Raw genomic sequence first — 24801 nt, 5'->3', positions numbered from 1 at the left:
AGGAAAGATTGCAGCCAAGTCTTTCCCTCTCTGAACATACAGTAAATGCTACTCTCTTGTTCAAAGGCTATCGACACATTTTCACATTAATTTTAATCATAATTGTGCAACGAAAAGTTGTCAACTATTTTCAAAAAAGTATAGATTTATACATGGATAACATTTTACAATAAATAAAGAGATTTTCACATTATTTGTTATTTGAAAGTTGGATGTTTATGAAGCGCAATATACTTTTTCTTTGTATAGTAATGCTCATTTCTTGTATAACTACATATTTTTCAGGCTTCGTATTAGCCAACAATGAAGAATCTCGCATTGTTTTTGCGGAAAAATTGCATTTGAGAGAAGGTCCTGGTTTGTCGTTCGATATTATCGATACCCTTGAAAAAAACAAAAGATTGAAGGTATTGGATCGTCAAGGGGATTGGCTATATGTAGAGGTTAATGAGAAAAAAGGATGGGTCGCATCCTGGCTAACTCAATCAGAACAAATAAATAACGTCGAAAAATATGCTATCGCCCAAGTTAATCAATTAAATATTCGTTTGGAGCCGTCACTTTCTGCTCCTGTACTAGGTCAGTTACATACTGGAGAGCAAGTGGTGGTATTAAATGAAAGGAATGAGTGGGTTCAAATCCAGCATCAACAATTGACGGGATGGGTTTCATCCGAATTTATCACGATGAATGAAGGTACTATCGATGAATTAAATAACACGGTGAACGAAAAAACCGAATCGGCTGAAATAAAGGAATCAAATCATTTTACAATCATTGTCGATGCTGTAATCGTAAGACAAAAACCAAACTTAAAATCGAAAAAATTGGGCATTGCGAAAAAAGGAGAACAATTCGCAATTCTAGCTCGAGACCACCATTGGATTCAAATCGATTTTAATGGAAAGAAAGGTTGGATTTATAGCTTTTACGGCACATTCGACAATTCTTCGATAGAGGAACAAAAAGAAGAACAAACCATTACAATTATCTACAATGGGACAAATATTCGAAAAGAACCCACAACTTCATCGGACGTAATCATGAACGTTCAAGCTGGAGAACAATTTAATATCATTAATAAGGAACATGATTGGTATAAAATTCAACTTTCTGAAGATGCAACAGGTTATGTAGCAAGTTGGGTAGTTTCGACAAACGAACAATCCGTAAAACAAGATAAGAAAGATAATCGAAAGAAAGGCACTCTTAATGGCGTAACCATTGTGCTTGACCCCGGTCATGGAGGAAATGACCAGGGAACTGCTGGTCTAAGGAACACAATTGAAAAAGAAATTACATTAAAAACGGCAGAACTGTTAAAAACTAAATTGCAGCAAGCAGGAGCAGAAGTTTACTTAACAAGGGAATCTGATGTGTATGTGGGTCTACATAAGCGTGTATCACTCGCCCACCAACTTGCCGCGGATGCGTTTATAAGCATCCACTATGACGCAACTGAAGATCGGACAATCTCAGGTTTTACAACATATTATTTCCACTCTTATCAAGAGTCTCTTGCACAATTTGTTCATGATGGATTATCAGATCAGATCAAATTGCGGGATCGTGGCGTGCAACAAGGGAACTATTTAGTATTACGAGAAAATAAACAAAATGCGATATTAGTAGAATTAGGTTATTTAAGTAATCCAAGTGAGGAAAAACTGATTAATACTGACCTTTTCCGTGAACAAGCAACAATGGGCATTTATGAAGGGGTACTCCAATATTTTGATGCACAGCTAAAATAAAAAATTGGCTTTCTAGAAAGTTCAATCTTTCTAGAAAGCCAATTTATTTTATTTCGATTCCAAAATAATTGTAACTGGACCATCATTCACAAGGGATACATCCATCATGGCTCCAAAAATGCCTGTTTCAACTTTTAAACCTTGTTCACGTAAGGCATCATTAAAGGCATTCCATAAAGGCTCTGCTTGCTCAGGTCGAGCTGCTTCTACAAAGCTTGGTCTTCTCCCTTTCTTCGTATCTGCATATAACGTAAATTGAGAAACAGATAAAATATCTCCGCCATGCTCTTTAATTGAGTGATTCATTTTCCCCTCTTCATCTTCAAAGAGGCGAATCTCTGCTACTTTTTTTGCTAAATATCTCACATCTTCTATCGTGTCTGTATGCGTTATACCAACTAATAAAACATATCCTTTGTCAATTTTTCCCGTTACTTTTCCATCAACTGTTACTTTTGCTTCTTTACTACGTTGCAAGACCACTCTCATCGACAAACACACCTCAAACCAACTAATTAATAACCCGCTGTACGGAATAAATATCTGGCATTTGTTTAATTTTCTCTACAACTTTGTGTAATACAGAAATATTTGTAATAGCTATTGTTAAATGAAGCGTTGCAATTTTATCATGAGCAGCACGACCAGAAACAGCTAAAATATTCACTTTCGTCTCTGTAACCGCATGCATAACATCGTTTAATATTCCTGGGCGATCAAATGCAGATATTTCGATATCAACAGGATATTCTTTCTTCCCTTGTGCTTCACTATGTTCCCATTCCACTTCAATTAGGCGATCTTCTCCACCTGTTTGAACATTAGGACAGTCTATACGATGAACAGATACACCTCTACCCTTTGTAATAAATCCAACAATCTCATCTCCAGGAACTGGCGTACAGCAACGAGAAAGTCGAATTAACAAATTATCGATGCCTTTTACAATAACACCTAATTCACCATTCTGTTTCTTTTGTTTCGGGTTTTGCATTTCTTTTTGAATTTTTTCAAGAGCTTCTTCTTGCTCTCTCTCTCTCCGCTTTTTCTCAGCAAGGCGGTTCACCACTTGTTGAGGTGTAATTCCTCCTACACCTACTGCTGCATATAAATCTTCTTCATTTGTGAAATTTAATTTGTTCAAAACCCGTTGAATATTTTCTTCTGAAAGCACTTCTTTTACATCAAATTCTTGTGCTTTAATTTCTTTTTCAATTAAATCTTTTCCTTTGAGAACATTTTCTTCACGCAAGTGCTTTTTGAAGAATTGTTTAATTTTATTTCTCGCTTGAGAACTTTGAGCAATTTTTAACCAGTCTCTACTTGGCCCAAAAGATTGTTTAGAAGTTAAAATTTCAACAATATCCCCTGTTTTTAGTGGTGTATCAAGCGGTACCATTTTCCCATTCACTTTGGCACCAATTGTTCGATTTCCGACCTCAGTGTGCACTCGATAAGCAAAATCAATTGGAACACTTCCTGCAGGTAATTCAATAACGTCTCCGTTTGGTGTAAACACATAAACCATATCGGAGAATAAATCTAGCTTCAGCGATTCCATAAACTCTTCTGCGTTGGAAGATTCGTTTTGGAATTCTAAAATTTCGCGGAACCAAGTTAATTTTTGATCGATGCTTTCCTTACTTGGATTCAGTGATTTGCCTTCTTTATATGCCCAGTGTGCAGCAATCCCATATTCTGCAATTTTGTGCATTTCCTTCGTACGAATTTGCACTTCCAATGGGTCGCCATAAGGGCCGATGACTGTTGTATGAAGGGATTGATACAAGTTTTGTTTCGGCATAGCGATATAATCTTTAAAGCGACCAGGCATTGGTTTCCAAAGTGTATGTACGATTCCTAGTACCGCATAACAATCTTTGATGCTATCTACAATGATGCGTACAGCCAATAAATCATAAATCTCATTAAACTGTTTATTTTGTAAAACCATTTTCCGATAAATACTATATATATGCTTTGGACGACCATAGATTTCTGCATCAATTTCAACTTGATTTAATTGAGAGCGAATTTCGCCCATTACATTTTCTAAATACGCTTCCCGTTCCGTACGCTTTCTTTTCATTAAACTTACAATTCGATAGTATTGTTGAGGATTTAAGTAGCGAAGAGCCGTATCTTCCAATTCCCATTTCACCTTAGAAATTCCTAGGCGATGGGCAAGGGGAGCGAAAATTTCTAACGTTTCTTTCGCAATTCGACGTTGCTTTTCTGTAGATAAGTGTTTTAACGTACGCATATTGTGAAGGCGGTCGGCAAGTTTAATTAAAATCACACGAATGTCCTGTGCCATCGCAACAAACATTTTTCGATGATTTTCCGCTTGTTGCTCTTCCTTCGATAAATACTTAATTTTTCCTAGTTTTGTAACACCGTCTACAAGCAAAGCTACTTCTTCACCAAACTCGGCTACTAAATCTTCCCGAGTAACAGAGGTATCTTCCACTACATCGTGAAGAAATCCTGCAGCTACTGTTTGTGGATCCATTTGAAGGTCCGCTAAAATTCCAGCAACTTGAATTGGGTGAATAATATATGGTTCCCCTGACTTTCGGGTTTGTTCTTTATGTGCTTCTTTTGCCACTTCATAAGCTTTTTTCACAAATTCGACGTGCTCATCATTCATATAAGTTTTTACTTTCGAAAATACATCTTCGGGCGTCAAAATTTGCTCCTTCGCCATGATTTGTCCACCTTCAAAAATTTTTCTGTTTTATATATAAAATTAATTGTAAAAAAGTATAAATAAAATGTAAAGCCAAGTCTTATCATATTGCGTTTATCTAACAAAATAATATACCATTGTCAGATGAAAAAATATTTTTTTAAAAAAATTTTTGCTTATTAAAGTAAAAGAATCCGCACAGTTATTCAAAGTGCGAATTCTTTTTGGGAAATCAATATTGAAGCAATGTTTTGATCGGGTAATTTCCAATTTTTTCGCGGCCATTTAATTCTGTTAGTTCAATAATGAATGCACAACCAGCAACGGTACCACCAAGTTTTTCAACTAATTGAATTGTAGCATCCACCGTACCACCTGTTGCTAGTAAGTCGTCAATAATTAACACTTTTTGTCCTGGGGAAATTGCATCTTTATGCATAGCAAGTACATTCGTACCATATTCTAATGCATATTCAACACTAACTACTTCTCTCGGCAATTTTCCTGGTTTACGCACAGGTGCAAAACCAATACCTAATGCATACGCAACAGGACATCCGATAATAAATCCACGTGCTTCTGGCCCAACGATAATATCTGCTCCCACTTCTTTTGCAAATTCAACAATTTGATCAACCGCATATTTAAATGCTTCACCGTTATCCATTAACGGCGTAATATCTTTAAAACTAATTCCTTCTTTTGGAAAGTTTTGTACAATTGCTATATGTTCCCTTAAATCCATTCCATTTTCCTCCTTAGGAATAAGATAATTCCTTCATTCGATTATCAAACCATTGTTTTAACTCGGAATAAGTTGAGTATAAAAATATTTGTTCCAATTCGATTTGCTGTTGTCGCAATTGATATGTGGCAGCTTCAGTTAAAGAACGTTTACTTGCAAATTCATTGACGGAAAGCAAACCATTTTCTATTGTAACAAAACCGAGCTCAAAAAACACCTTTGTCATAAACTTTATTGTATCCACATTTAAACCAAAATGTTTGGATAGTTGATGAATATGTTCGTTTAAGTTAAAGAATGGGCGATTTTTTAGAAATGTATAGTATTGAGCAAAATGCTTTCGTGTTGGCATGCCATTAAAATATTGGGAATTCGGTGTGTAAAATACCGCATAAATACGTTGCGGTTTTGCAATTTCAATTAGCTTTTCCATTGTATGAATACGTTTTGGTAAATCCAATAATACAATATACGGTGAAAGAGAATTGTCAATTTCATCTTCAACTAATTGAATGGATGGTAGGACTGCTTGAAAATATTGAATTGTTTCCTCACGAAAAGCAATAAAGGATGATTCTTCAATAGGAATGCTTCCCACCCAATGATTGGCATTTACTTTTCCCCGATAATCAAATAACTGCCACTCAAGTGTCTGAACATCCGAAACTAAAAATTGCGGTTTTTTTCTACCTTGCCATTCATTGATTTGCAAATCACCAACTATGGATAATTTCACGCCATAGGAAATTTCATTGAATAAATAACCTTTATTAAAACCAACTGCATCAAGAATTCCATATGGATCTTCCAATTCCATTTTTATATGGTTCTCATTTGCACCGATTTTGCGCATTGAACGAATCGAAACTTGTTGTATAGTAAAAATCGGCTTTTCAAATCCAACACCAAATGGTTTCAACTTCTGAAATTCTTCAATTGCTTCAACCGTTACTTCACTTAAATCGATAGGAACATCAATGTATAATGTCGGCGTTAACATTTCATCGGATAAACATGTTGATGCTTGTTGATGAAGTCGTACTCTCAATTCATCGATATGTTCAGCTGAAAGCGTCATACCTGCAGCCATTGGATGCCCGCCAAAATGCGGAAGAATATCCCGATTTTTTGCTAGTTCATTGTATAAATGAAATCCTTCGATGCTGCGTCCTGAACCTTTTGCTAATCCCAATTCTGAATCGATCGATAACACGATTGTCGGTTTATAATATTTCTCTACTAAACGGGAAGCAACAATTCCAATTACCCCCGGATTCCATCCTTCTTTTGCCACGACAAGCACTAAAGAATTGCTAATATCCGGATTATTTTCAATCATTTCTATTGCTTCTTCAGTAATCGAATTGACATACTCTTTTCTCTCATTATTTTTTTCATTTAGCAATTTTGCTCCCATTGTGGCACTTGCTAAATCTTCACTCATTAAAAACTCTACACCGGGTTTTGCATCACCTAGGCGTCCTATAGCATTTAATCGAGGACCAAAATAAAAACCGATAATTTCTTCATCGATTTCATGCTGCTTTACTCCTGATGCTTCACATAAAGCTTGAACCCATGGGTGATTTGACTTTCGCAATTTCTCTAACCCTTTACGAACAATGTATCGATTCTCTCCAGTTAAGGGGACAAGATCTGCGATTGTGCCAAGTGCAACGTATTCAAACAAATGCTCAGGCACCTCTCCATATAATGCGTGGGCAAGCTTAAAAGCTACGCCTACCCCTGCCAATTCACCAAAAGGATATTTCCCTTCTGGTACCCTCGGATGAATAATGACGTCTGCTGGCGGCATTTCTTCCCCCGATTCATGGTGATCTGTAACAATCACATCCATACCAAGCTCTTTTGCTAAGCGTATCGGTTCGATGCCGCTAATTCCATTATCGACAGTAATAATCAGTTGGATTCCTTTCTCATGTGCCAATCTGAACAATTCTTCGTTTGGCCCATATCCATGTGTGAAGCGATTCGGAATCTCAAAATCTACATCTGCTCCTAAATCAAGCAATGTATGCAATATGACGGACGTACTCGTAATACCATCTGCATCATAATCTCCATAGATTAATATCTTTTCCCCTCGATGTAATGCTAATTCAATTCGTTCTACCGCTTCTTTCATCCCCGTTAACAAATAAGGATTATGTAGTTGGTCATCTTTCATATGTATAATATTTCTAGCTTCATCTAGTGTCTTCACTCTTGATGCTAATATTTTTGCAGTCAAACTAGAAAAATGTAAATTGTTTTGTAATTGTTGAACAAACATTTCATCGGGATTTTGGATCTTCCATTTTTTTGATGATTGTATCATTACCTCACATCCTCACGAAGTCCATTATACCTAAATTTCATAAGTATTGGATAAAAAACTTATATTAATCTAGTAAAGTTTATCTTCCAATAATAAATAAAAGATACTCCCTAAACTAGAGAGTATCTGAAATAGATTATTAAACTACTGGCTCGTCTGAACCCCATTGCTTCTTCTCTTTTTTCTTCACTGTCGTACCTTTTTTGCTCATTTCGCGCACTTTTAGTGTATACCATAGTTGTACTGCAATACAAATGGAGGAATACATTCCCGTTACTAATCCAATGAGTAAAGCGATTGAGAAATTTCGAATTGCTGGCGCACCAAAAATTAAGAGTGCAACAACAACTATGATTACCGTCAATACTGTATTTACGGAACGTCCCATCGTTTGACGGAGGGATTTATTGATGATTTCGGCAAGTTCTTCTTTCGATTTGATTTCGCCTTTATGGTCGATATTTTCACGAATACGGTCGAAGGTAACAATCGTATCGTTGATGGAATAACCGACAATGGTTAAAATTGCTGCAATGAAAGTTATGTCCACTTCTAAGCGCAATACGCTGAAAATTGCCACCATGAAGAATACATCGTGTAATAGTGAAACAATTGCACCTACACCCATTCTCCATTCGAAACGGAATGCCACATAAATGACAATACCAAGAGCGGCAAAACTTAGAGCGTAAATCGCATTTTTAACGAGTTCACGACCAACTGTTGGAGAAACTGTACTTACATTTGGTTCATGACCGTAGTCTTCCATCACTGCTGATTTTAAATCTAACGTTTCTTGTTGCGTGAAATCTTTTTTATAAGTGGCAACAGCAGTATCTTTATTTTCACCACTTATGACTAATTCATCTGCTGGGAATCCGATTTTCTCTAAATAATCGGCCATTTCTTCTTGGGTAGTCGGCTCATTTGAAAGTATTTCAACTCGCGTACCACTTGAGAAGTCAATGCCTAAGTTTAATTTAAAGATACCAAGCATTACAACCCCAATCAACAAAATAATCATTGAAATAGCATAAAACTTTTTGCGGTTATGAACGAAATCAATGCGATCGAAGTTTGTTGTTAAATCTAATGTTTCTACACCTTCTGAAGCGTCATGAATTTTTGATTTTCGAACGCCATAGAAGAATGGATTATCGAATTTGCCACTCTTAATGAGTAATCCAAGTAATGCACGTGATAACCATACAGAAGTTAAGAAACTTAATAAGATGGAAATGATTAACGTTGTCGCAAAACCTTTAACTGAGCTTGTACCAAAGTAGAAAAGTACAACCGCAGCTAGTAATGTTGTTAATTGTGCATCTATAATCGCGCTTAGTGATAGTTTAGATCCCATTTGGAATGCTTCTTTTGGTGATTTACCAACACGTATTTCTTCTCGAATACGCTCTGCTGTTAAAATATTCGCATCCACAGCCATACCAATACCAAGTACAAGAGCTGCAATACCTGGCAACGTTAATACTGCACCAATTAAATTTTGAATAAGCAGTACTAAATAGGCAAATACCGTTAACGTGATAATCGAAATAAAACCAGGTAATCGATAGTAAAGCAACATAAAGATGAAAATTAATAGAACACCAACAATACTAGCGAATACAGTGCTATTTAAAGCTTGTTCCCCAAACTGAGCGCCCACGGATGTTGCATAAATTTCTGTTAATTTTACAGGAAGTGCCCCCGCATTTAACATACTTGCCAAATTTTTCGTTTCCTCAACAGTAAAATTCCCTGAAATCATAACGTCTGTTGTATTTAAAGTTTCTTTTACAGACGCTGCTGAAATAAATTTCGGATCAGGCTTTGTTGCTTCTTCTTTATATGAGTCTTCTCCTTCAACAAAATCCATCCAAATAACAAGTAAGTTCTGACCTGGTGGCATTTGAGAAATTTTCGAAGTAATGTCTGCAAATTTTTGTGCATCTTTTAACGTCAATGTAACGATTGGTCGATTTTGTTGGTCGAAGGAAGCCGCAGCACCGCCTTCTTTCAAATCAGAACCGTCTAACAGTAAATTATCGTTTACATCACGAAATGTTAAATTCGCCGTACTTGATAACATTTCCCGAGCAGATGATTGATCGTCTATTCCAGCAAGCTGAACACGAATCCGATTCTCACCTTCAACCTGAATACTCGGCTCGCTGACACCGAAAGCATCGATACGCTTTGATAAAGCGGTCGTCGTATCTGCTACGATACTTTGAGTAATTTTTTGCCCTTCTTTTAAGGGTTCAACTTCATACAAAACTTCAAATCCGCCTTGTAAATCAAGTCCAAGTTTTACATCTTTTAATACTCCTTTTACTGTGAAGCCCATCGCACCAAAAAGTACGATTACAGCCAGTACAAAGGAAACGATCCGGCTTTTTGAATTCATTGATAAATCCTCCTTGATGCAATGTACAATAGCTTGTACATACATAAACACGTGCAAGCATATCTTTACAATAATCTCTTGAATTAGTACTCCGAAAATTTTTTCGTGATATTTCCACCAAATGAAGAATAAACTTGGAGTGGATAAGCTCAATCGAAATTATTGCAAAAATATACCTTTCCTTTTCTTATGTAACAAACTAATTATGAAACACGAAAGTCAACCTGTCAAACCGAATCTATACATTTTCTTTGTCAGAATTGTTATTATTTGTAGGATTTAATAATTCTCTCAATTCTTCTTGATTTACTTCAGAAAACCAATTCGTGCTTTGGAATTGTTGGATTTGCAAATAATTCACGATTTCTGAAGCTTTTAATGAAAAAATTGTTGATACGGCTTCATGAATTCGAATTTCATCCAAATTTTTCTTTCGCCACTTTTTTTGAAGACAATAATTCCAAATTTCTTCAATCGTAATACCTTCATACCCGTTTAAGTTCATTTCTTCTAATTTGCTCTTAAGCACAGGTAAAACTTTTGAAAATAAGCGCTCATGTTCGACCATAGGCAAATCACTCCATCGTTCTGTATTAACTGTTTTTAGGAAAGCATACAAATATTGTAACGAATAATAGAATAATTGAGAAGGGATTGTATGGATGGCATCATTTGTTAGAGGAACTATTTTTCTCACAGTTGTCATTTTTTTGTCAAAACTATTCGGATTTATTTATAGAATGCAATTTATGAGGGTAGCTGGCGAAGAAGCTGTTGGAGTTTATATGACTGCATATCCAGCGTATATTTTCTTCGTTTCAGTATTACAGCTAGGCATCCCTATTGCTGTAGCGAAAGTAATTGCAGAACTATATGCAAAACGCCAAATTGGACAACTTCATTCCGTCATGAAAACAGCATTTAGATGGTCAATTTTATCCATTATCTTATTTACACCGATTCTTATATTATTTATTCCATATTTGGCAGAAACGCTATTACATAATAAAGGAACAAAAATTACGCTATATATTGCGTTAGGGGCTGTACCTATTATTGTATTTTCCGGTTTAATTCGAGGATACTTACAAGGCATTGCCATCATTTCAGCAACAGCCTGGTCCCAAATGATCGAACAGCTGGTACGCATCGTTTTAATCTCTTTAGCATTGCCATTTTTCGTTGTGCCGGACAACCCTGAATTAACGGCTGCATATTCAATGGCGATTACTGCAGTTGGTGAATTTATTTCGTTTATTTATTTATACATTCATTATTTCATGAAAAAGAAAAAACTAAAAAAACCCTCCTCACAAAAACCATATCCGGCAATGCCTTTACTGCGTATTGCCGTTCCAAGTGCAGGAAGCAGATTGTTTGGCACATTCACATGGTTTTTGGAACCAATCGTCTTTTTGAAGGCTTTAACCATTGCAGGACTGACAGCTGCAGGAGCAACGACTTTGTACGGAATTATTTCTGGTGTACATGTACCGTTATTATTATTCCCTTCTTTTATTCCTAATGCTTTAGCGATCGTTTTAATTCCAGCAGTGAGCGATGCTGTAGCAAGGAGTAATACAAGGTTACTGAATAATCGCATCGGAATAAGTTTACGCCTTTCATCCATCATTGGTGCCTACGCTGCGACATATTTCTTTTTGCACGGTGATGAACTTGCTATGCGGCTCTTTCACTTAGAGGAGAATCGCGGATTTATGAAAATTTTAGCTCCAATTTTCTATTTTTATTATATCCAAAGCCCTCTACACTCCATTTTGCAAGCAATGGATGAAGCAAAACCTGCCATGATGAACTCCATTTATGGCGGAATCGGGAAATTATTCGTCATGTTTGTACTAGCATCTCAACCATTTATTCAAGAATATGGTGCAATTATCGCAATTGGATTTGGTGTATTAGTAACATCTTTTTTACATATGGCAACACTACGGGCGCATAAAATGATTAGTTCCGGTTTCCGATTCTTTGCAATTCCTTATGTGATTTTTATTCTTACTTGTTTTATTCAAAGTTATATTTTCAGTAAAATTTCCTTTAATTTTTGGACAAATAGTGCATTAACCATCATTGTTTTAACATTCTTTCTACTAGTAACAAATCAATTAAAATGGAGCGATTTTCGATTCTTACGTTCCATTCTTATTCGTCGACTTTAATTGAACATGCAGATCATAATTTTCATAACAACAATAAAAAATGTCTTCCGGCTTTTCATAGCCCTTCTTTTTTAAGTTTTCCAACAGCCATTCTCTATCTTTTTCAAGGAATTTTAGGTGCCGATCTATTATATATCCATCAACAATCAGTGGAAAGATGAGCGGGTCATCATCTTTTAAGAAAATCGATAGTCTACCAGACGGTTCAAGAAATGCATATTTAATTTGCTGTACGGAAGGAATGCGTTCTTCACGCATTTGTTGAAATAAATCGTCTAAATTATATCGTTGCTTTCTCATTTCTTCTTGGTTAATAACACCATCTTCCACAATCATCGATGGATCTCCGTCAATTAAATCACGGATTTTCTTACTTTTTAATGCAATCAACGAATTTAAATGCTGGATGGCGAGCAAAATAAGAATTGGAAAAACATTTTCAAATAACGGTTTATCTAAATCATCTAAAGCAAAAGCAACACATTCAGCAATGAGCACAAATACCACTAAATCCATAATGCTTAGTTCGCCTACTTCCCTTTTACCCATGAGGCGAAATACGAAAAGCACAAGCAAATATAAAAAGACCGTTCTGAAAAGGATTTGTAAATACAGTTCCATACATCCCACATCCTTTCTTTCCTATTGTTGGCCAAGCGTTCGTCAACTATACAAAAAAAGGGCTGTCCAGAAAGTCAATCACTTTCCGAACAGCCTTACTCCTTACTAGTAATACTCTCTTAAAAAACTTTGCTCCTCTGGTGGTCACAAAACGCGCCTCCTCGTCGCAATTTATCTGCGGCGAAAGCACTAGCGACAGCCGCAATTTATCTGCGGCTAAGCATGTGCGACAGCCGCAATTGATCTGCGGCGAAAGCGCTAGCGACAGCCGCAATTTATCTGCGGCGAAAGCACTGTGCGACAGCCGCAAAGGGGGCGTCTTGAAATGACTTTTCAGACGCCCCCTTTTATTCGTTGTCTATGGATTAATCGTTGATAACTCGTCCAATTGCTTGACGCTCAAATTTTAAGCGAGTTTTGCCATCAACTAGAAGATATACAGCAGAATCTTCTAAAGCATCTACTTCACCGTGAAGTCCACCGATTGTTACGACTTTATCTCCACGCTTTAAATTATTTTGCATTTCTTGTGTCGCTTTTTGTCGTTTTTGAGCCGGACGAACTAAAATAAACCACATTGCAACAAACATGATAATGATTGGTAATAAATTATATAATGTTTGCATCCAGTATATCCCCCTTTCTTTCTCTCACCTCATAAGTATAGTATAAAACGAAGGTAAAAATCGATTTTATTTTCTATTTTATTAGAAAAATTTCTTAAATTATTCAAAGTTTGCTTCTTTGCTTAAAAGTTTTTCGCATTTGGTTTATTAAATCCATATTGCTCAAAAAATTCATTGCGGAAATCAAGCAATCGATCTTCTCTAATTGCTTGTCTTACTTGTTCCATCAATCTCAATAAGAAATAAAGGTTGTGGTACGTTGTCAGCCTCAATCCAAAAATTTCTCCAGTTCGAATTAAATGACGAATATAAGCTCTTGAGTAATTTTTACATGTATAACAGTCACAGTTTGGATCAAGTGGTCCAAAATCTTTCGCATATTGAGCGTTTTTAATAACAAGACGGCCTTGGGAAGTCATTAGCGTTCCATTTCGAGCAATTCTCGTTGGCAATACGCAATCAAACATATCAATGCCTCGTATTGCTCCTTCAATTAAAGCATCCGGAGAACCTACCCCCATTAAATAGCGTGGTTTATTTTCAGGAAGTAGCGGTGTTGTAAATTCTAACACTCGGTACATCACATCTTTTGGTTCACCTACGGATAATCCACCTACAGCATATCCAGGGAAATCCAATTCTACAAGAGCTTCCGCAGATCGTTTCCTTAAGTCTTCAAATTCTCCACCTTGTACAATACCAAATAACCCTTGTTCTTTTGGACGTTGGTGCGCTTCTTTGCATCGTTTCGCCCAACGTGTTGTTCGATCCACGCTCTGTAACATATATTCATAAGTTGCTGGATATGGTGGACATTCATCGAACGCCATGATGATGTCCGCCCCTAAATCGTTTTGAATTTGAATGGATTTTTCAGGGCTTAAAAATAGCTTATCTCCGTTTAAATGGTTCCTGAAATAAACCCCTTCTTCTTCAATTTTTCGAAGGTCGCTCAACGAAAATACTTGGAATCCACCTGAATCGGTTAATATAGGACGATCCCAATTCATGAATTGGTGCAAGCCGCCTGCTTCTTTTACGATTTCGTTACCAGGTCTGAGCCATAAATGATACGTGTTGGATAAAATAATGCCCGCGCCCATCTCTTTTAACTCTTCAGGTGACATCGTTTTCACCGTAGCTTGGGTTCCAACGGGCATGAATGCTGGCGTTTCAAAGGAACCGTGTGGCGTATGGACAATTCCTAGCCTTGCTCCTGATTGTTTACATGTTTTGATATGTTCATATCGAATTGCAGGTTGTGTCATTTGTAAATTCCTCTCTTCATCTAAAGTATAAACAGTACTTCGATTGTTGAGTGTTATGCTTTTGGCCGAATAAACATCGCATCACCAAAACTGAAGAATCGATATCGTTCTTTAATCGCTTCACTATAGGCATGGAAAATCGTCTCTTTTCCAGCCAATGCACTCACAAGCATTACTAAAGTTGATTTAGGTAAATGGAAATTCGTAATTAAACCATCAATACATTTAAATTCATAGCCTGGATAAATAAATATATCTGTCCATCCTTGTTCCGCTTTGATTTTGCCATCATATTTGGAAGCGACAGTCTCAAGGGTTCTTGTAGATGTAGTACCGACTGCTATGACATTGCCACCTTGTTCTTTCACTCGATTAATCGTTTCAGCAGCACTTTCACTTATGCTATAAAATTCTGAATGCATTTCATGTTCTTCGACTGTTTCACTGCTTACAGGTCTGAATGTTCCAAGACCAACATGAAGGGTAATAAAGACAATTTCAACCCCTTTATTGCGAATTTTTTCAAGAATTTCTTCAGTGAAATGAAGTCCTGCTGTTGGAGCTGCTGCAGAGCCAATTTCTTTTGCATAAACTGTTTGATAACGCTCTCGATCTTCCAATTTTTCATGAATATATGGTGGTAATGGCATTTCACCTAATTTTTCTAACACTTCATAAAAAATGCCCTCGTAACTAAACTCAAATATTCGTCCACCATGATCAAGAACGTCCGTACAAGTCGCACGCAACAATCCATCACCAAAAGAAATTGTCGTGCCTATTTTTACCCTCTTTGCAGGTTTGACTAATGTCTCCCATCTATTCTTTTCCAATTGTTTTAACAATAAAACTTCGATATGAGCTCCCGTTTCTTCTTTTATGCCAAAAAGTCGAGCCGGCATTACACGGGTATCATTCAATACAAGACAATCACCCGCATTAAGCTCATCTACAATATGAGGAAATTGATGATGTTCAATTTCTTTTGAAAAAGGATTTACGATCAGCAATCTACTTGCTGCACGATCTTTTAGTGGTGTTTGAGCAATCAATTCTTCTGGTAAGTTGAAATCAAATTCTTCAATTTTCATACATAACTTCCTTTTACTTTGTTTCATCGTAATAAGTATAACCAAGATGTTCAAAAGCTAATTTTGTCGCCACACGTCCTCGTGGCGTACGTTGAATAAATCCAATTTGCATTAAATATGGCTCGTACACATCTTCTATCGTGATGCGTTCTTCTCCGATGGAAGCCGCTAATGTATCTAATCCAACGGGTCCACCATTAAATTGTACAATCATACTTCTTAGCAATTTATGGTCGATTTGATCTAAACCGTATCGATCCACTTGAAGTAATTCAAGAGCTTGTTTCGCAAGATCAAGGGTTATCGTTCCATCCCCTATCACTTGTGCATAGTCTCTTACCCGCTTCAACAAGCGATTAGCAATACGAGGAGTTCCGCGGGAACGCCTTGCAATTTCCTCTGCAGCTCTGTCATCAATCTCAACTTCAAACAGTTTACTACTTCTTTTTACAATTTCAATTAATGAATGTTCATCATAATAATCAAGTCTTAATAATACACCAAAACGATCTCGTAAAGGAGCTGATAAAGAACCTACCCTTGTTGTAGCTCCTACTAATGTAAAAGGCGGCAAGTCCAATCGGATAGAGCGGGCGTCATGCCCTTTCCCAACGACGATATCTAGGCAAAAATCTTCCATCGCTGGATACAGCACTTCTTCAATTGCTCGGGAAAGGCGATGAATCTCATCTATAAAGAGGACATCCCCAGGCTCTAGTGAACTAACAATAGCCGCTAAATCTCCTGGTCGTTCAATTGCAGGCCCACTTGTAAGCCGAATGTTTACATCCAGTTCATTTGCGATCACATTAGCTAGAGTCGTTTTTCCCAATCCAGGCGGGCCGTATAGCAACACATGGTCTAACGATTCTTGTCGGAATTTTGCCGCTTCAATAAAGATCTTTAAGTTATCTTTCACTTGATGCTGCCCGATATATTGAGAAAGCCTTTGAGGTCTCAAAGATAATTCAATTTGGTTATCCAATTCATTTGCTTCACTTGAAACGATTCGATTCACTTGCCGCCCTCCTTGTTACTTTGTCGTTAACAAAAGTTTTAATGCATATTTCATATAATTTTCCGTCGTTTGTAAATCTTCCTTTTCACTTAATAAAGGCTTAATTTTCTCTAATTCTTTTCCGGAATATCCGAGTGCATGAAGAGCCAACATTGCTTCTTCTAATTCATGTTGATATGGATTCACACCAAATAGCGGCAGTTCATCTTCAGCACTTGGAAGTTCCACTTGCTCAAGGAGCGAACCAAGTTTCCCTTTTAAATCTAGAATCATTTGTCTAGCAGTCTTCTTCCCGACACCAGGAAATTTCACTAAATACTTTTCATCTTCCATTTCAATGGCTGTAATAACATGCGAAGGATTGCCACTTGCTAGAATTGATAACGCACTCTTTGGACCGATACCGGAAACTTGTATAAGTTTTTTGAATAATTCTCGTTCTTCTAACGTTTTAAAACCATACAATTGCTGAGCATCTTCTCTTACATGCATATGTACAAATACTCTTTGTTTTTCCTCATTCACACGAAAAGCAAACGGATTCGGAGTGATGATTGCGTATCCAATCCCGCTCTGTTCTAAGACGACATATTCAGGTGTAATGCGCGTCACTTGTCCAATGATATAATCGTACATTTTCATTCCTCACATTCGGAGTGTTGGTATAAACACAATATTGAAACAAAAGAAAGACCGTCTTTTATGACGGTCAACTATTTACTATTCTATTTTATATTAACATAATCTCGTATTTTATCCTACTTCAAACATTTCTTGAATTTTATCAGTTGTTGCCATCAGTTCAGGCCAATGCCTTAACGCCTTTTCTGTAAATGGCATTATATATTCTAAGAAAGCATCTTTCTCATAATCACCTAGATGCAAGACATATTGCCATTCTCTTAACAGTTCATTAGGGTATTGCAAGTAATGTAATTTTGAAAGACAAATTTCCCTTAAATATTTATTTTCATTTAATAATGTTTCAATATCATAATCTACATTTGGTAGTGCCCGGTGCATCCATAAAATCATCTCTTCCGCCGCATCGCCAACAACCGCTAAATCAAAATCAATTAATTTCATTCCATCTCTTGTCATTAAAAAATTGTGGTGCACAACATCGCCATGTAGCAATGTCATCTTTGTTGGAAAAGAACCTGGGTTTTGACGTATCTTTTTTAACGCTTTATTCGCATAGAGAACAATATCGTAATATTGATGACGCAAATATTTTACCAGCTCATTTTCTTGCAATAAAAACCGTTCAAGTCTAGCATTCCATTTTTGAATGAGTTTCTGTTTTGGAATGACAGAATAATGGCTCCATTCAATCTGTTCATTCGTTTCGTGTAATGCCTTTAGTATCTTCACTGCTTTCTTTCTATGTTTTGTCTTGGAAAAATCCGCGCTATAACTATTCTTTTGCCAACTTTGAACAAGCAAATAAGGCTCTTCTGATTTTTTTAATGGAATGATATAAGGAAACTGAATTTTTTCTAATTCTTCATGAATTAGTGCTACTTTTTCAAATACATGAAATTGATCATATTTTTTTATGAATAGTGTTTCGTTACCTGCATGTTGCTTCCAAATATTATTTTTAATTTGCATTTAGTATGACCACGGTTTAAAATGTGGTGCACAAGGATTCATTCTCGGTGGATAATATTGCTGCATACTTGGGTCGAATCCTTGATTTATTTGTGGATACATTGCTTGTGGCATAGATTGAAACATCGGTGGATACATCCCTTGATTCATAGGATGATATCCTTGTGGCATTTGATAATAGTCGTATGATGGCATTGTTGCTTGTTCAAAAACATTGTAGTCCTGATGTCCTTCTTGCATTTGACTACTATAATCCTGACTCAATGTTTTTTCCCCTTCTTTTTGCTCATCTTGTGAAGTAGATTCAAAGAGCCAATCTGTATCATCATTCTGAGTTGTCTGATATTCTGTTGCCATTTGTGTCATCATAGGATTTTCTGCTTCACTTCCGTCATACATTCCTGCTTCGTACGGGAAGCTGTATTGCATATCCGGAGCTGGTTGGCCGGAGTATGGCATACCTTGTGAATAATCCATTCCATATGGCATCATTTGTTGATAATCCATTCCATATGGCATTGGATATTCAGGGCATGGCGGCAACATATGTTGGTTTGTGAAATACGGTTGAGCATGATGTTGCATATGGTCTTGCGCTTCTCTACAACCGCAACGCTCTACTTTGTGCGGTTTACAGTTGCAAGGATGTTGCGGCATGCATGGAATAAAAATAGGTTGTGGCACCGGAACATATTCAATGTGAGTTTGAGGAACCGGTACATATTCTTTCTCTACTACTTTTTCCTTCTCTTTTTCCGTTTCTTCTTTCATTCCTTCTGGTTGTGGAATTTTGATGAAAATCGGCTGTGGCATAACTGGTTGTGGGATTGGCATTATTTGTGGATGTTGCATGTGTCGTTGAATATTCAGATGTGGTGCAAAATCAAAGTGGAATTCTGTCTTTTCGTGTGGATGCATTTGTTGAATCGTCATCGGAACAATTTGTGGTACTGGTGGTGTTGGAGGAATTTCCGGCAATTTCATTTCTTTTTCTACTGGTTGTTTTTTCGGTGGTGTTTCGATTGGTTTGGCTTTCGGTGGAATCTCTACTTTTTTATCTTTTGGCGGTGTTTCAATCGTTTTTGCTTTATCTGGCATTTCTTTATGTCCATACGAGTGTTTCTGAGTTAAATGATCATCTGGTAAAATAATTTCCATACCAGGCACAATATAATCTGGATTTGCTAAATGTGAATTTAATCTTTTTAACTCCTCAAAATCGATACCATATTGCTTGGCAATTTTCCAAAGAGTATCTCCTTTTTGAACAATGTGAGTTCGCACAAACATCCTCCTTTTCTCGTTTTATAATATGACAATGAATCAAAAAAGACACAAAAATAATTCCCTTTACTACTCCTCGTGTTAAACTATGTTTAACAGGCTTATCCGTATACACATTATTTTATTAGAAGGTGTGATTGTATGAAAAAAATGCTTGGTGAAGAACGGAGAAATGAATTGCTAAATATCCTAAAGAATTCAAAAGAGCCCATTACAGGTACACAATTGGCAAAATATGCAAATGTTAGTCGACAAGTGATTGTTAACGACATGAATTTATTAAAAGCGCGAAATGAACCGATTATTGCAACAAGCCAAGGATATTTATATATGAATCAAGACGATACAACGGCTTTATTTGAAAAGAAAATTGTTTGTATACATAATGCTGAAGAAACAGAAGATGAATTGTTGACGATTGTAGATTGTGGGGTAACAGTAAAAAATGTAATTGTTGAACATCCGGTGTATGGAGAAATTACGGCTTCGATGATGTTATCATCCCGCATTGACGTAGAAAAGTTTCTTCAAAAAGTGAAGGAAACAAATGCAACTTACCTTTCTGTCTTAACGCAAGGAACCCATTTACATGTCATTTCAGCGCCGACAAAAGAACAAATTGAAGAAGCCGAAAAAAGGCTACGTGAAAAGGGGTATTTGATAGAAGAATAGTTCTTTAAAAAATTGTTGAAGGAAAAGTAATAAGCAGAACAATTATTAAGAATTAAGGCTGGTTAGAAAACAATATTACTTTCTACCAGCCTGTTTATGTTTATAAGAATCTTTCCATATCTTCTTTATTTGGTATTTTACAAGATTGCTTTTTTCCAAAAATATAACGATGTTTTGCAATAAAATCGTAAACTGTATCCCGAAGAATAGGTGGACATATCATCAATATAGAAAAAACTTTCCAAAACCCTTCTAGCCCTAGAGAAATGCGCAATACGGCCGATGATTTCGCATAATAACGTTGATTATCAATTAAAATCATGCTATTTAAATCTTTTGGAACTTGATACTGATTACATAACAATTTTCCTACTTCACTTTGTAGAGATGCAAACTGAAATTTTTTTTGAGAATCTCGTTTCATGATAAAATGGACACTTCGACTGCAAAAGTTACACTCACCGTCAAATAAGATGATTGACTTCAACATGATCACTCCGATGCATTATATGTATAATAAGTTCCGAGTGATTTCACTTTACAGCCAAGAGCATATAACTCCTCAAAGGCTCCTCTCATCATCGGTTCACTTTCATCTGCAAGCACATCAATAATAAAGAAATAGTTTCCTAATCCCGTTTTTAGTGGTCGTGATTCAATTTTGCTCAAGTTCAATTTTCTCCAGGCAAAAACCGAAAGCACTTGATGCAACGCTCCCGAAACAACATCTTGAGGCAACGTCAACATTAGCGTCGTTTTCGGTTGACCATCTGATTTTTCGATTGGTAAACGAGTATTGTGCTTTGATAATACAACAAATCGAGTATGGTTAAAATGGAAGTCATGAATATTGTGTTCCACAATTTCCAATCCATACTTTTCAGCAGAAGACGCATTGCCAATTGCTGCAATACATTTATCTGGATTCTCAGCGACCATTTTTGCCGCCTGCGCAGTGGAGGTGGTTTGATGCAACGGAACATGGCTAAAACGATAAAATAAATATTTATGGCACTGAGCTAAAGCATGTGAATGGGAATAAATACCCTCTAGTTTTTCCCAATTATCTTTTTGCGCTTTATTGACCATTAAATGCTGTTGAATTTTTAATTTAATTTCCCCGATGATATATAAATTTGCTTCATGAAATAAATAATCAATTGTTAGTGGTACACTGCCTTCTAAAGCATTTTCCAAGGGTACAACCGCATAATCCACTAAATCATTTGTTACTGCGTCAATGCATTCTGGAATCGTTCGATAAGCAATGTTCCATTCATTCGGGAAAAGTGAATTTGTTGCTAAGTACGTAAATGAAGCTTCCGGTCCTAAATAAGCAATCCGGTACTTCCATTCATTGTTTGTCACCATTTAGCCTCCCATCAATCAATAAATGGCTTATTATAAAGAATGAGTTATAATGCCCCCGAGCTTATCACTTCAGCAGCCTCGACAAATTCTAACTCATTCATTTTTTTGATTAATTCATTTAAGTCCATCATCATACTTGTAACGTCTAGTGATAGGGTAACATTGGCACGACCTTGAATCGGAATGGTTTGATGAATGGTTAATATATTGCAATGAGCTTCAGTAATAATTTCCAATACTTTTGCTAATGTTCCTTTTTGGTCTTGCAACTGAATAATCATCGTTAAAATTCTTTCTTTTACGATGGAGTGAAAGGGAAAGACAGCATCCCGATATTTATAGAAGGCACTTCTAGAAAGATCCACTTGCCTTACCGCATCCCATATGGAATTGACCTTTCCCGTCTCCAACAATCGCTTTGCCTCTAATGTTTTTTGCATGGCATCGGTGAGCACGTCTTCCCGCACTAAATAATAGCGTTGTTCAGCAACATTTTTCATCTCCATCCCCCCTACTATTCCACAAATTCAAATTCATAATCTAAAATGCGTACTGTATCTCCGTCCTTTGCACCTCGTTCTCTTAATGCATCATCCACACCTAAATGGCGAAGCTGCCTTGCAAATCGACGAATCGATTCATCGCGGCTGAAGTCAGTCATTTTAAATAATCTTTCAATTGTATATCCACTAAGCACATATGCTCCATCATCATCTCGAGTAATTTCAAATTCTTGCTCTTTCGCCTCGTGTTTATATAAAACAGTTGCATCACTTTCTTCAACTATATCATGCAGTTCAAAGTGAGGAGTTACTTCTAATAGGTCTGCAATTTCATGTAATAATGGTTTAAGCCCTTTTCGCGAAATCGCTGAAATTGGAAACACTTTTATGTCGTCGCCAATTTTCTTCTTAAATTCAACTAAATTTTCTTCTGCACCAGGCATGTCCATTTTGTTCGCTACGACAATTTGAGGTCGTTCTGTAAGGCGTAAATTGTATTGTTTTAACTCCTCATTTATCGTCACATAATCCTCGAATGGATCGCGTCCTTCCATTCCAGACATATCGATAACATGCACAATTACTCTAGTTCGCTCAATATGGCGCAAGAATTGCATCCCTAACCCCACACCTTGATGGGCTCCTTCAATTAAGCCCGGTAAATCTGCCATGACAAAGCTGCGACCATCATCTGTTTCAACTACTCCTAGATTTGGAACAATCGTTGTAAAATGATAGGCACCGATTTTTGGCTTTGCTGCGGAAACAACGGAAAGCAGTGTCGATTTCCCAACGCTAGGGAATCCTACAAGTCCAACATCTGCTAATACTTTCAATTCCAATATAACATTTAATTCTTGCCCAGGTTCTCCTTTTTCTGAAAGTTCAGGTGCAGGATTTGCTGGTGTGGCAAAGCGCATATTTCCTCGGCCACCTCTGCCCCCTTTTGCAATAATAGCGCGTTGTCCATGTTCAACTAAATCCGCAATGACGTTTCCAGTTTCTTCATTGATCACTACCGTTCCAGGTGGAACTTTTACAATTAAATCTTTTGCATTTTTTCCATGCATCCCTTTACTCATACCATTTTCACCTCGGGGTGCTTTAAAATGGCGGTTATAGCGGAAATCCATTAATGTACGTAATCCTTCATCCACTTCAAAGACGACATTGCCACCATTTCCGCCGTCTCCACCAGCTGGACCACCATACGGTACATATTTTTCACGGCGAAAGGCAACCATTCCATCTCCGCCATCTCCGCCCTTAACATATATTTTTACGTGATCTACAAACATAATTTCACTCCTTAAAGGTTAAAACATATTTCCAATCATTTATGGATTCTTTTTCAGTGGTAATGTCCAAATTGTTACTATATTTCTCCGAGCTAAAAGGTTTACTATTCCATTTTCCATGTAAATCAAAGGTGATTCGTAAGATTTCCTCTTTGGATTCAATCGTAAGCAACAACTCTTGTTCACTGTATGGATCTAAATAAGGATAAACATGTTGAATCGTCTTTTCTAAGTATTCTACAGTTTCTTCATCTTTTTTCACCTTTGGAGCAGTCGTTACATCTATTTTTAACTTTAATTCAATAGAGGGAAATCGATAATGAAAAGTTTGAATCCATTCAACGGTTTTAGGACAATTTAATCTATTTAAAATTGATAATGATTTATAATGATTACAGTAATTTTCTATAATCTTTTTTGCGTCATCAATTCGATTTAAATCTAAGTTCATTTTAATCAATTGCAACTGATTAATAAAATCATGATTAGCTGCTCTTAATATTTCATTGACAGTTAGCTTAGTCAATTTCCCCACTCCCATCCAATAATGCTCGGCAATACCTATTTAAGTATAGCAATTTTTTCTTTATATTTCTTCTATTGGAAGGAGTTTTTTTAGATAGAAAAAAGGACTGCATTTGCAGTCCTTTCATAATCAATCAAATTATGCTTCTTGTGCAACAGGGTATACACTTACTTTTTTCTTATCGCGCCCCATACGTTCGAAGCGTACAATTCCGTCAATTTTAGCGTAAAGTGTGTCGTCTCCACCGCGGCCTACGTTAGCACCTGGGTAAATTCTTGTACCGCGTTGACGGTAAAGAATTGAACCACCAGTTACAAATTGACCATCCGCACGTTTTGCACCAAGGCGTTTTGCTTCAGAGTCACGACCGTTCTTAGTAGAACCTACCCCTTTTTTAGAAGCGAAAAATTGAAGGTCTAATGATAACAAGTATTTCATTGTGTTCCACCTCCTACTTGCCTGTAGTTGATTTGGATATATTGACCGTAATTTTGTACCATTGAATAAACTTGCGCAGTCATTACTTGCACAATCAATTGTAATTTTTCATCTACTTCTGAATCTATATCCGTTGGCAAGTCTACTTTTAAGTAGCCTCCACCTTCATTTGCCTGCTCGATTTTCGGTTCAATATTTAATAGTGCATAAATAGCATTGACCGTACCAATCGCAATGGTCGATGCACCTGCACATACTAAATCTTTCCCTGATTCATCGTATTCAGCATGTCCAGAAAATTCAAAGGCAGATACACGGCGATTTTCGTCGTGATGTAGGGTTACCGTAATCATCCGGT

At 36.7% G+C, this 24801-nt stretch carries 24 protein-coding genes and 1 other annotated feature (1 of these 25 cut by a window edge); of the genes, 3 read left to right on the top strand and 21 right to left on the bottom strand.

Annotated elements, in window-relative coordinates; all coding sequences use genetic code 11:
• Positions 1 to 73 (bottom strand) — a binding site (T-box leader); it reaches 151 nt to the left of the window's first position.
• 145 nt (positions 74 to 218) lie between these two features.
• Entirely contained in the window at positions 219 to 1754 is a 1536-nt protein-coding gene (locus NSU17_RS14665; protein WP_340705367.1) for an SH3 domain-containing protein, read from the top strand.
• A 48-nt stretch (positions 1755 to 1802) separates the two neighbouring features.
• Here NSU17_RS14665 and dtd read toward each other — a convergent pair whose 3' ends face one another.
• The 6 genes from dtd to NSU17_RS14635 all read right to left on the bottom strand — a co-directional run bounded on the left by dtd (position 1803) and on the right by NSU17_RS14635 (position 10501).
• A complete protein-coding gene (gene dtd / locus NSU17_RS14660) occupies positions 1803 to 2243 on the bottom strand; it encodes a D-aminoacyl-tRNA deacylase (protein ID WP_340705366.1) in 441 nt (146 codons plus the stop codon).
• Between the two features lie 22 nt (positions 2244 to 2265).
• Positions 2266 to 4461 (bottom strand): RelA/SpoT family protein, encoded by a 2196-nt coding sequence (locus NSU17_RS14655; RefSeq protein ID WP_340705365.1) that lies wholly within the window; start codon positions 4459 to 4461, stop codon positions 2266 to 2268.
• A 214-nt stretch (positions 4462 to 4675) separates the two neighbouring features.
• Positions 4676 to 5188 (bottom strand): adenine phosphoribosyltransferase, encoded by a 513-nt coding sequence (locus NSU17_RS14650; RefSeq protein WP_016838387.1) that lies wholly within the window; start codon positions 5186 to 5188, stop codon positions 4676 to 4678.
• 13 nt (positions 5189 to 5201) lie between these two features.
• Positions 5202 to 7526 (bottom strand): single-stranded-DNA-specific exonuclease RecJ, encoded by a 2325-nt coding sequence (gene recJ, locus NSU17_RS14645; protein WP_340705364.1) that lies wholly within the window; start codon positions 7524 to 7526, stop codon positions 5202 to 5204.
• 139 nt (positions 7527 to 7665) lie between these two features.
• Positions 7666 to 9933: a protein translocase subunit SecDF gene (secDF, locus tag NSU17_RS14640; protein ID WP_340705363.1), complete on the bottom strand. Its 2268-nt coding sequence runs from the start codon at positions 9931 to 9933 to the stop codon at positions 7666 to 7668.
• 238 nt (positions 9934 to 10171) lie between these two features.
• Complete coding sequence (locus NSU17_RS14635) at positions 10172 to 10501, bottom strand: post-transcriptional regulator (RefSeq protein WP_016838390.1); 330 nt, start codon at positions 10499 to 10501, stop codon at positions 10172 to 10174.
• A 94-nt stretch (positions 10502 to 10595) separates the two neighbouring features.
• Between NSU17_RS14635 and NSU17_RS14630 the strand changes: the two genes are divergently transcribed.
• Positions 10596 to 12113 carry a putative polysaccharide biosynthesis protein gene (locus NSU17_RS14630; protein WP_340705362.1) on the top strand — a complete coding sequence of 506 codons (1518 nt, stop codon included), beginning with the start codon at positions 10596 to 10598 and terminating at the stop codon, positions 12111 to 12113.
• Here the strand turns inward: NSU17_RS14630 and NSU17_RS14625 are convergent.
• The 8 genes from NSU17_RS14625 to NSU17_RS14590 all read right to left on the bottom strand — a co-directional run bounded on the left by NSU17_RS14625 (position 12084) and on the right by NSU17_RS14590 (position 19635).
• A complete protein-coding gene (locus tag NSU17_RS14625; protein WP_340705361.1) occupies positions 12084 to 12734 on the bottom strand; it encodes a DUF421 domain-containing protein in 651 nt (216 codons plus the stop codon). The genes NSU17_RS14630 and NSU17_RS14625 overlap by 30 nt on opposite strands.
• Positions 12735 to 13099: 365 nt before the next feature.
• The gene (gene yajC / locus NSU17_RS14620) at positions 13100 to 13360 is read right to left on the bottom strand and encodes a preprotein translocase subunit YajC (protein WP_016838393.1); all 261 of its coding nucleotides are present in this window, start codon (positions 13358 to 13360) and stop codon (positions 13100 to 13102) included.
• A gap of 122 nt (positions 13361 to 13482) precedes the next feature.
• Positions 13483 to 14628 (bottom strand): tRNA guanosine(34) transglycosylase Tgt, encoded by a 1146-nt coding sequence (gene tgt / locus NSU17_RS14615; RefSeq protein ID WP_340436531.1) that lies wholly within the window; start codon positions 14626 to 14628, stop codon positions 13483 to 13485.
• Between the two features lie 53 nt (positions 14629 to 14681).
• Positions 14682 to 15719 carry a tRNA preQ1(34) S-adenosylmethionine ribosyltransferase-isomerase QueA gene (queA, locus tag NSU17_RS14610; protein ID WP_340705360.1) on the bottom strand — a complete coding sequence of 346 codons (1038 nt, stop codon included), beginning with the start codon at positions 15717 to 15719 and terminating at the stop codon, positions 14682 to 14684.
• A gap of 13 nt (positions 15720 to 15732) precedes the next feature.
• Entirely contained in the window at positions 15733 to 16737 is a 1005-nt protein-coding gene (gene ruvB, locus NSU17_RS14605; protein WP_340705359.1) for a Holliday junction branch migration DNA helicase RuvB, read from the bottom strand.
• 15 nt (positions 16738 to 16752) lie between these two features.
• The gene (ruvA, locus tag NSU17_RS14600; RefSeq protein WP_340705358.1) at positions 16753 to 17373 is read right to left on the bottom strand and encodes a Holliday junction branch migration protein RuvA; all 621 of its coding nucleotides are present in this window, start codon (positions 17371 to 17373) and stop codon (positions 16753 to 16755) included.
• Between the two features lie 117 nt (positions 17374 to 17490).
• Positions 17491 to 18351 carry a phosphotransferase gene (locus NSU17_RS14595; protein WP_016838398.1) on the bottom strand — a complete coding sequence of 287 codons (861 nt, stop codon included), beginning with the start codon at positions 18349 to 18351 and terminating at the stop codon, positions 17491 to 17493.
• Positions 18352 to 19635 (bottom strand): LysM peptidoglycan-binding domain-containing protein, encoded by a 1284-nt coding sequence (locus NSU17_RS14590; protein ID WP_340705357.1) that lies wholly within the window; start codon positions 19633 to 19635, stop codon positions 18352 to 18354.
• A gap of 141 nt (positions 19636 to 19776) precedes the next feature.
• On the opposite strand from NSU17_RS14590, the gene NSU17_RS14585 reads away from it, so the two are divergent.
• Positions 19777 to 20307, top strand: coding sequence for a transcription repressor NadR (locus NSU17_RS14585; RefSeq protein ID WP_340433953.1), 531 nt, complete (start codon positions 19777 to 19779; stop codon positions 20305 to 20307).
• A 100-nt stretch (positions 20308 to 20407) separates the two neighbouring features.
• On the opposite strand, the gene NSU17_RS14580 is transcribed toward NSU17_RS14585, so the two are convergent.
• The 7 genes from NSU17_RS14580 to NSU17_RS14550 form a co-directional block, all read right to left on the bottom strand.
• Positions 20408 to 20797: a thiol-disulfide oxidoreductase DCC family protein gene (locus tag NSU17_RS14580; protein WP_340705356.1), complete on the bottom strand. Its 390-nt coding sequence runs from the start codon at positions 20795 to 20797 to the stop codon at positions 20408 to 20410.
• A 2-nt stretch (positions 20798 to 20799) separates the two neighbouring features.
• Positions 20800 to 21675: a prephenate dehydratase gene (gene pheA / locus NSU17_RS14575; protein WP_340705355.1), complete on the bottom strand. Its 876-nt coding sequence runs from the start codon at positions 21673 to 21675 to the stop codon at positions 20800 to 20802.
• 47 nt (positions 21676 to 21722) lie between these two features.
• Positions 21723 to 22178 carry an ACT domain-containing protein gene (locus tag NSU17_RS14570; protein ID WP_340433958.1) on the bottom strand — a complete coding sequence of 152 codons (456 nt, stop codon included), beginning with the start codon at positions 22176 to 22178 and terminating at the stop codon, positions 21723 to 21725.
• Between the two features lie 14 nt (positions 22179 to 22192).
• Positions 22193 to 23479, bottom strand: coding sequence for a GTPase ObgE (obgE, locus tag NSU17_RS14565; RefSeq protein ID WP_016838404.1), 1287 nt, complete (start codon positions 23477 to 23479; stop codon positions 22193 to 22195).
• 4 nt (positions 23480 to 23483) lie between these two features.
• Complete coding sequence (locus NSU17_RS14560) at positions 23484 to 24005, bottom strand: Spo0B domain-containing protein (protein WP_340705354.1); 522 nt, start codon at positions 24003 to 24005, stop codon at positions 23484 to 23486.
• Between the two features lie 138 nt (positions 24006 to 24143).
• Complete coding sequence (rpmA, locus tag NSU17_RS14555) at positions 24144 to 24434, bottom strand: 50S ribosomal protein L27 (protein WP_026019082.1); 291 nt, start codon at positions 24432 to 24434, stop codon at positions 24144 to 24146.
• A 5-nt stretch (positions 24435 to 24439) separates the two neighbouring features.
• Complete coding sequence (locus tag NSU17_RS14550; RefSeq protein ID WP_016838407.1) at positions 24440 to 24796, bottom strand: ribosomal-processing cysteine protease Prp; 357 nt, start codon at positions 24794 to 24796, stop codon at positions 24440 to 24442.
• Positions 24797 to 24801 lie beyond the last annotated feature (5 nt).

The sequence above is a fragment of the Ureibacillus sp. FSL K6-2830 genome (assembly GCF_038004145.1).
GTDB classification, from domain to species: Bacteria; Bacillota; Bacilli; order Bacillales_A; family Planococcaceae; genus Ureibacillus; species Ureibacillus thermosphaericus.
Note: the sequence above shows the minus strand (reverse complement) of the source record. Positions and strands in the feature narration are given on the sequence as shown.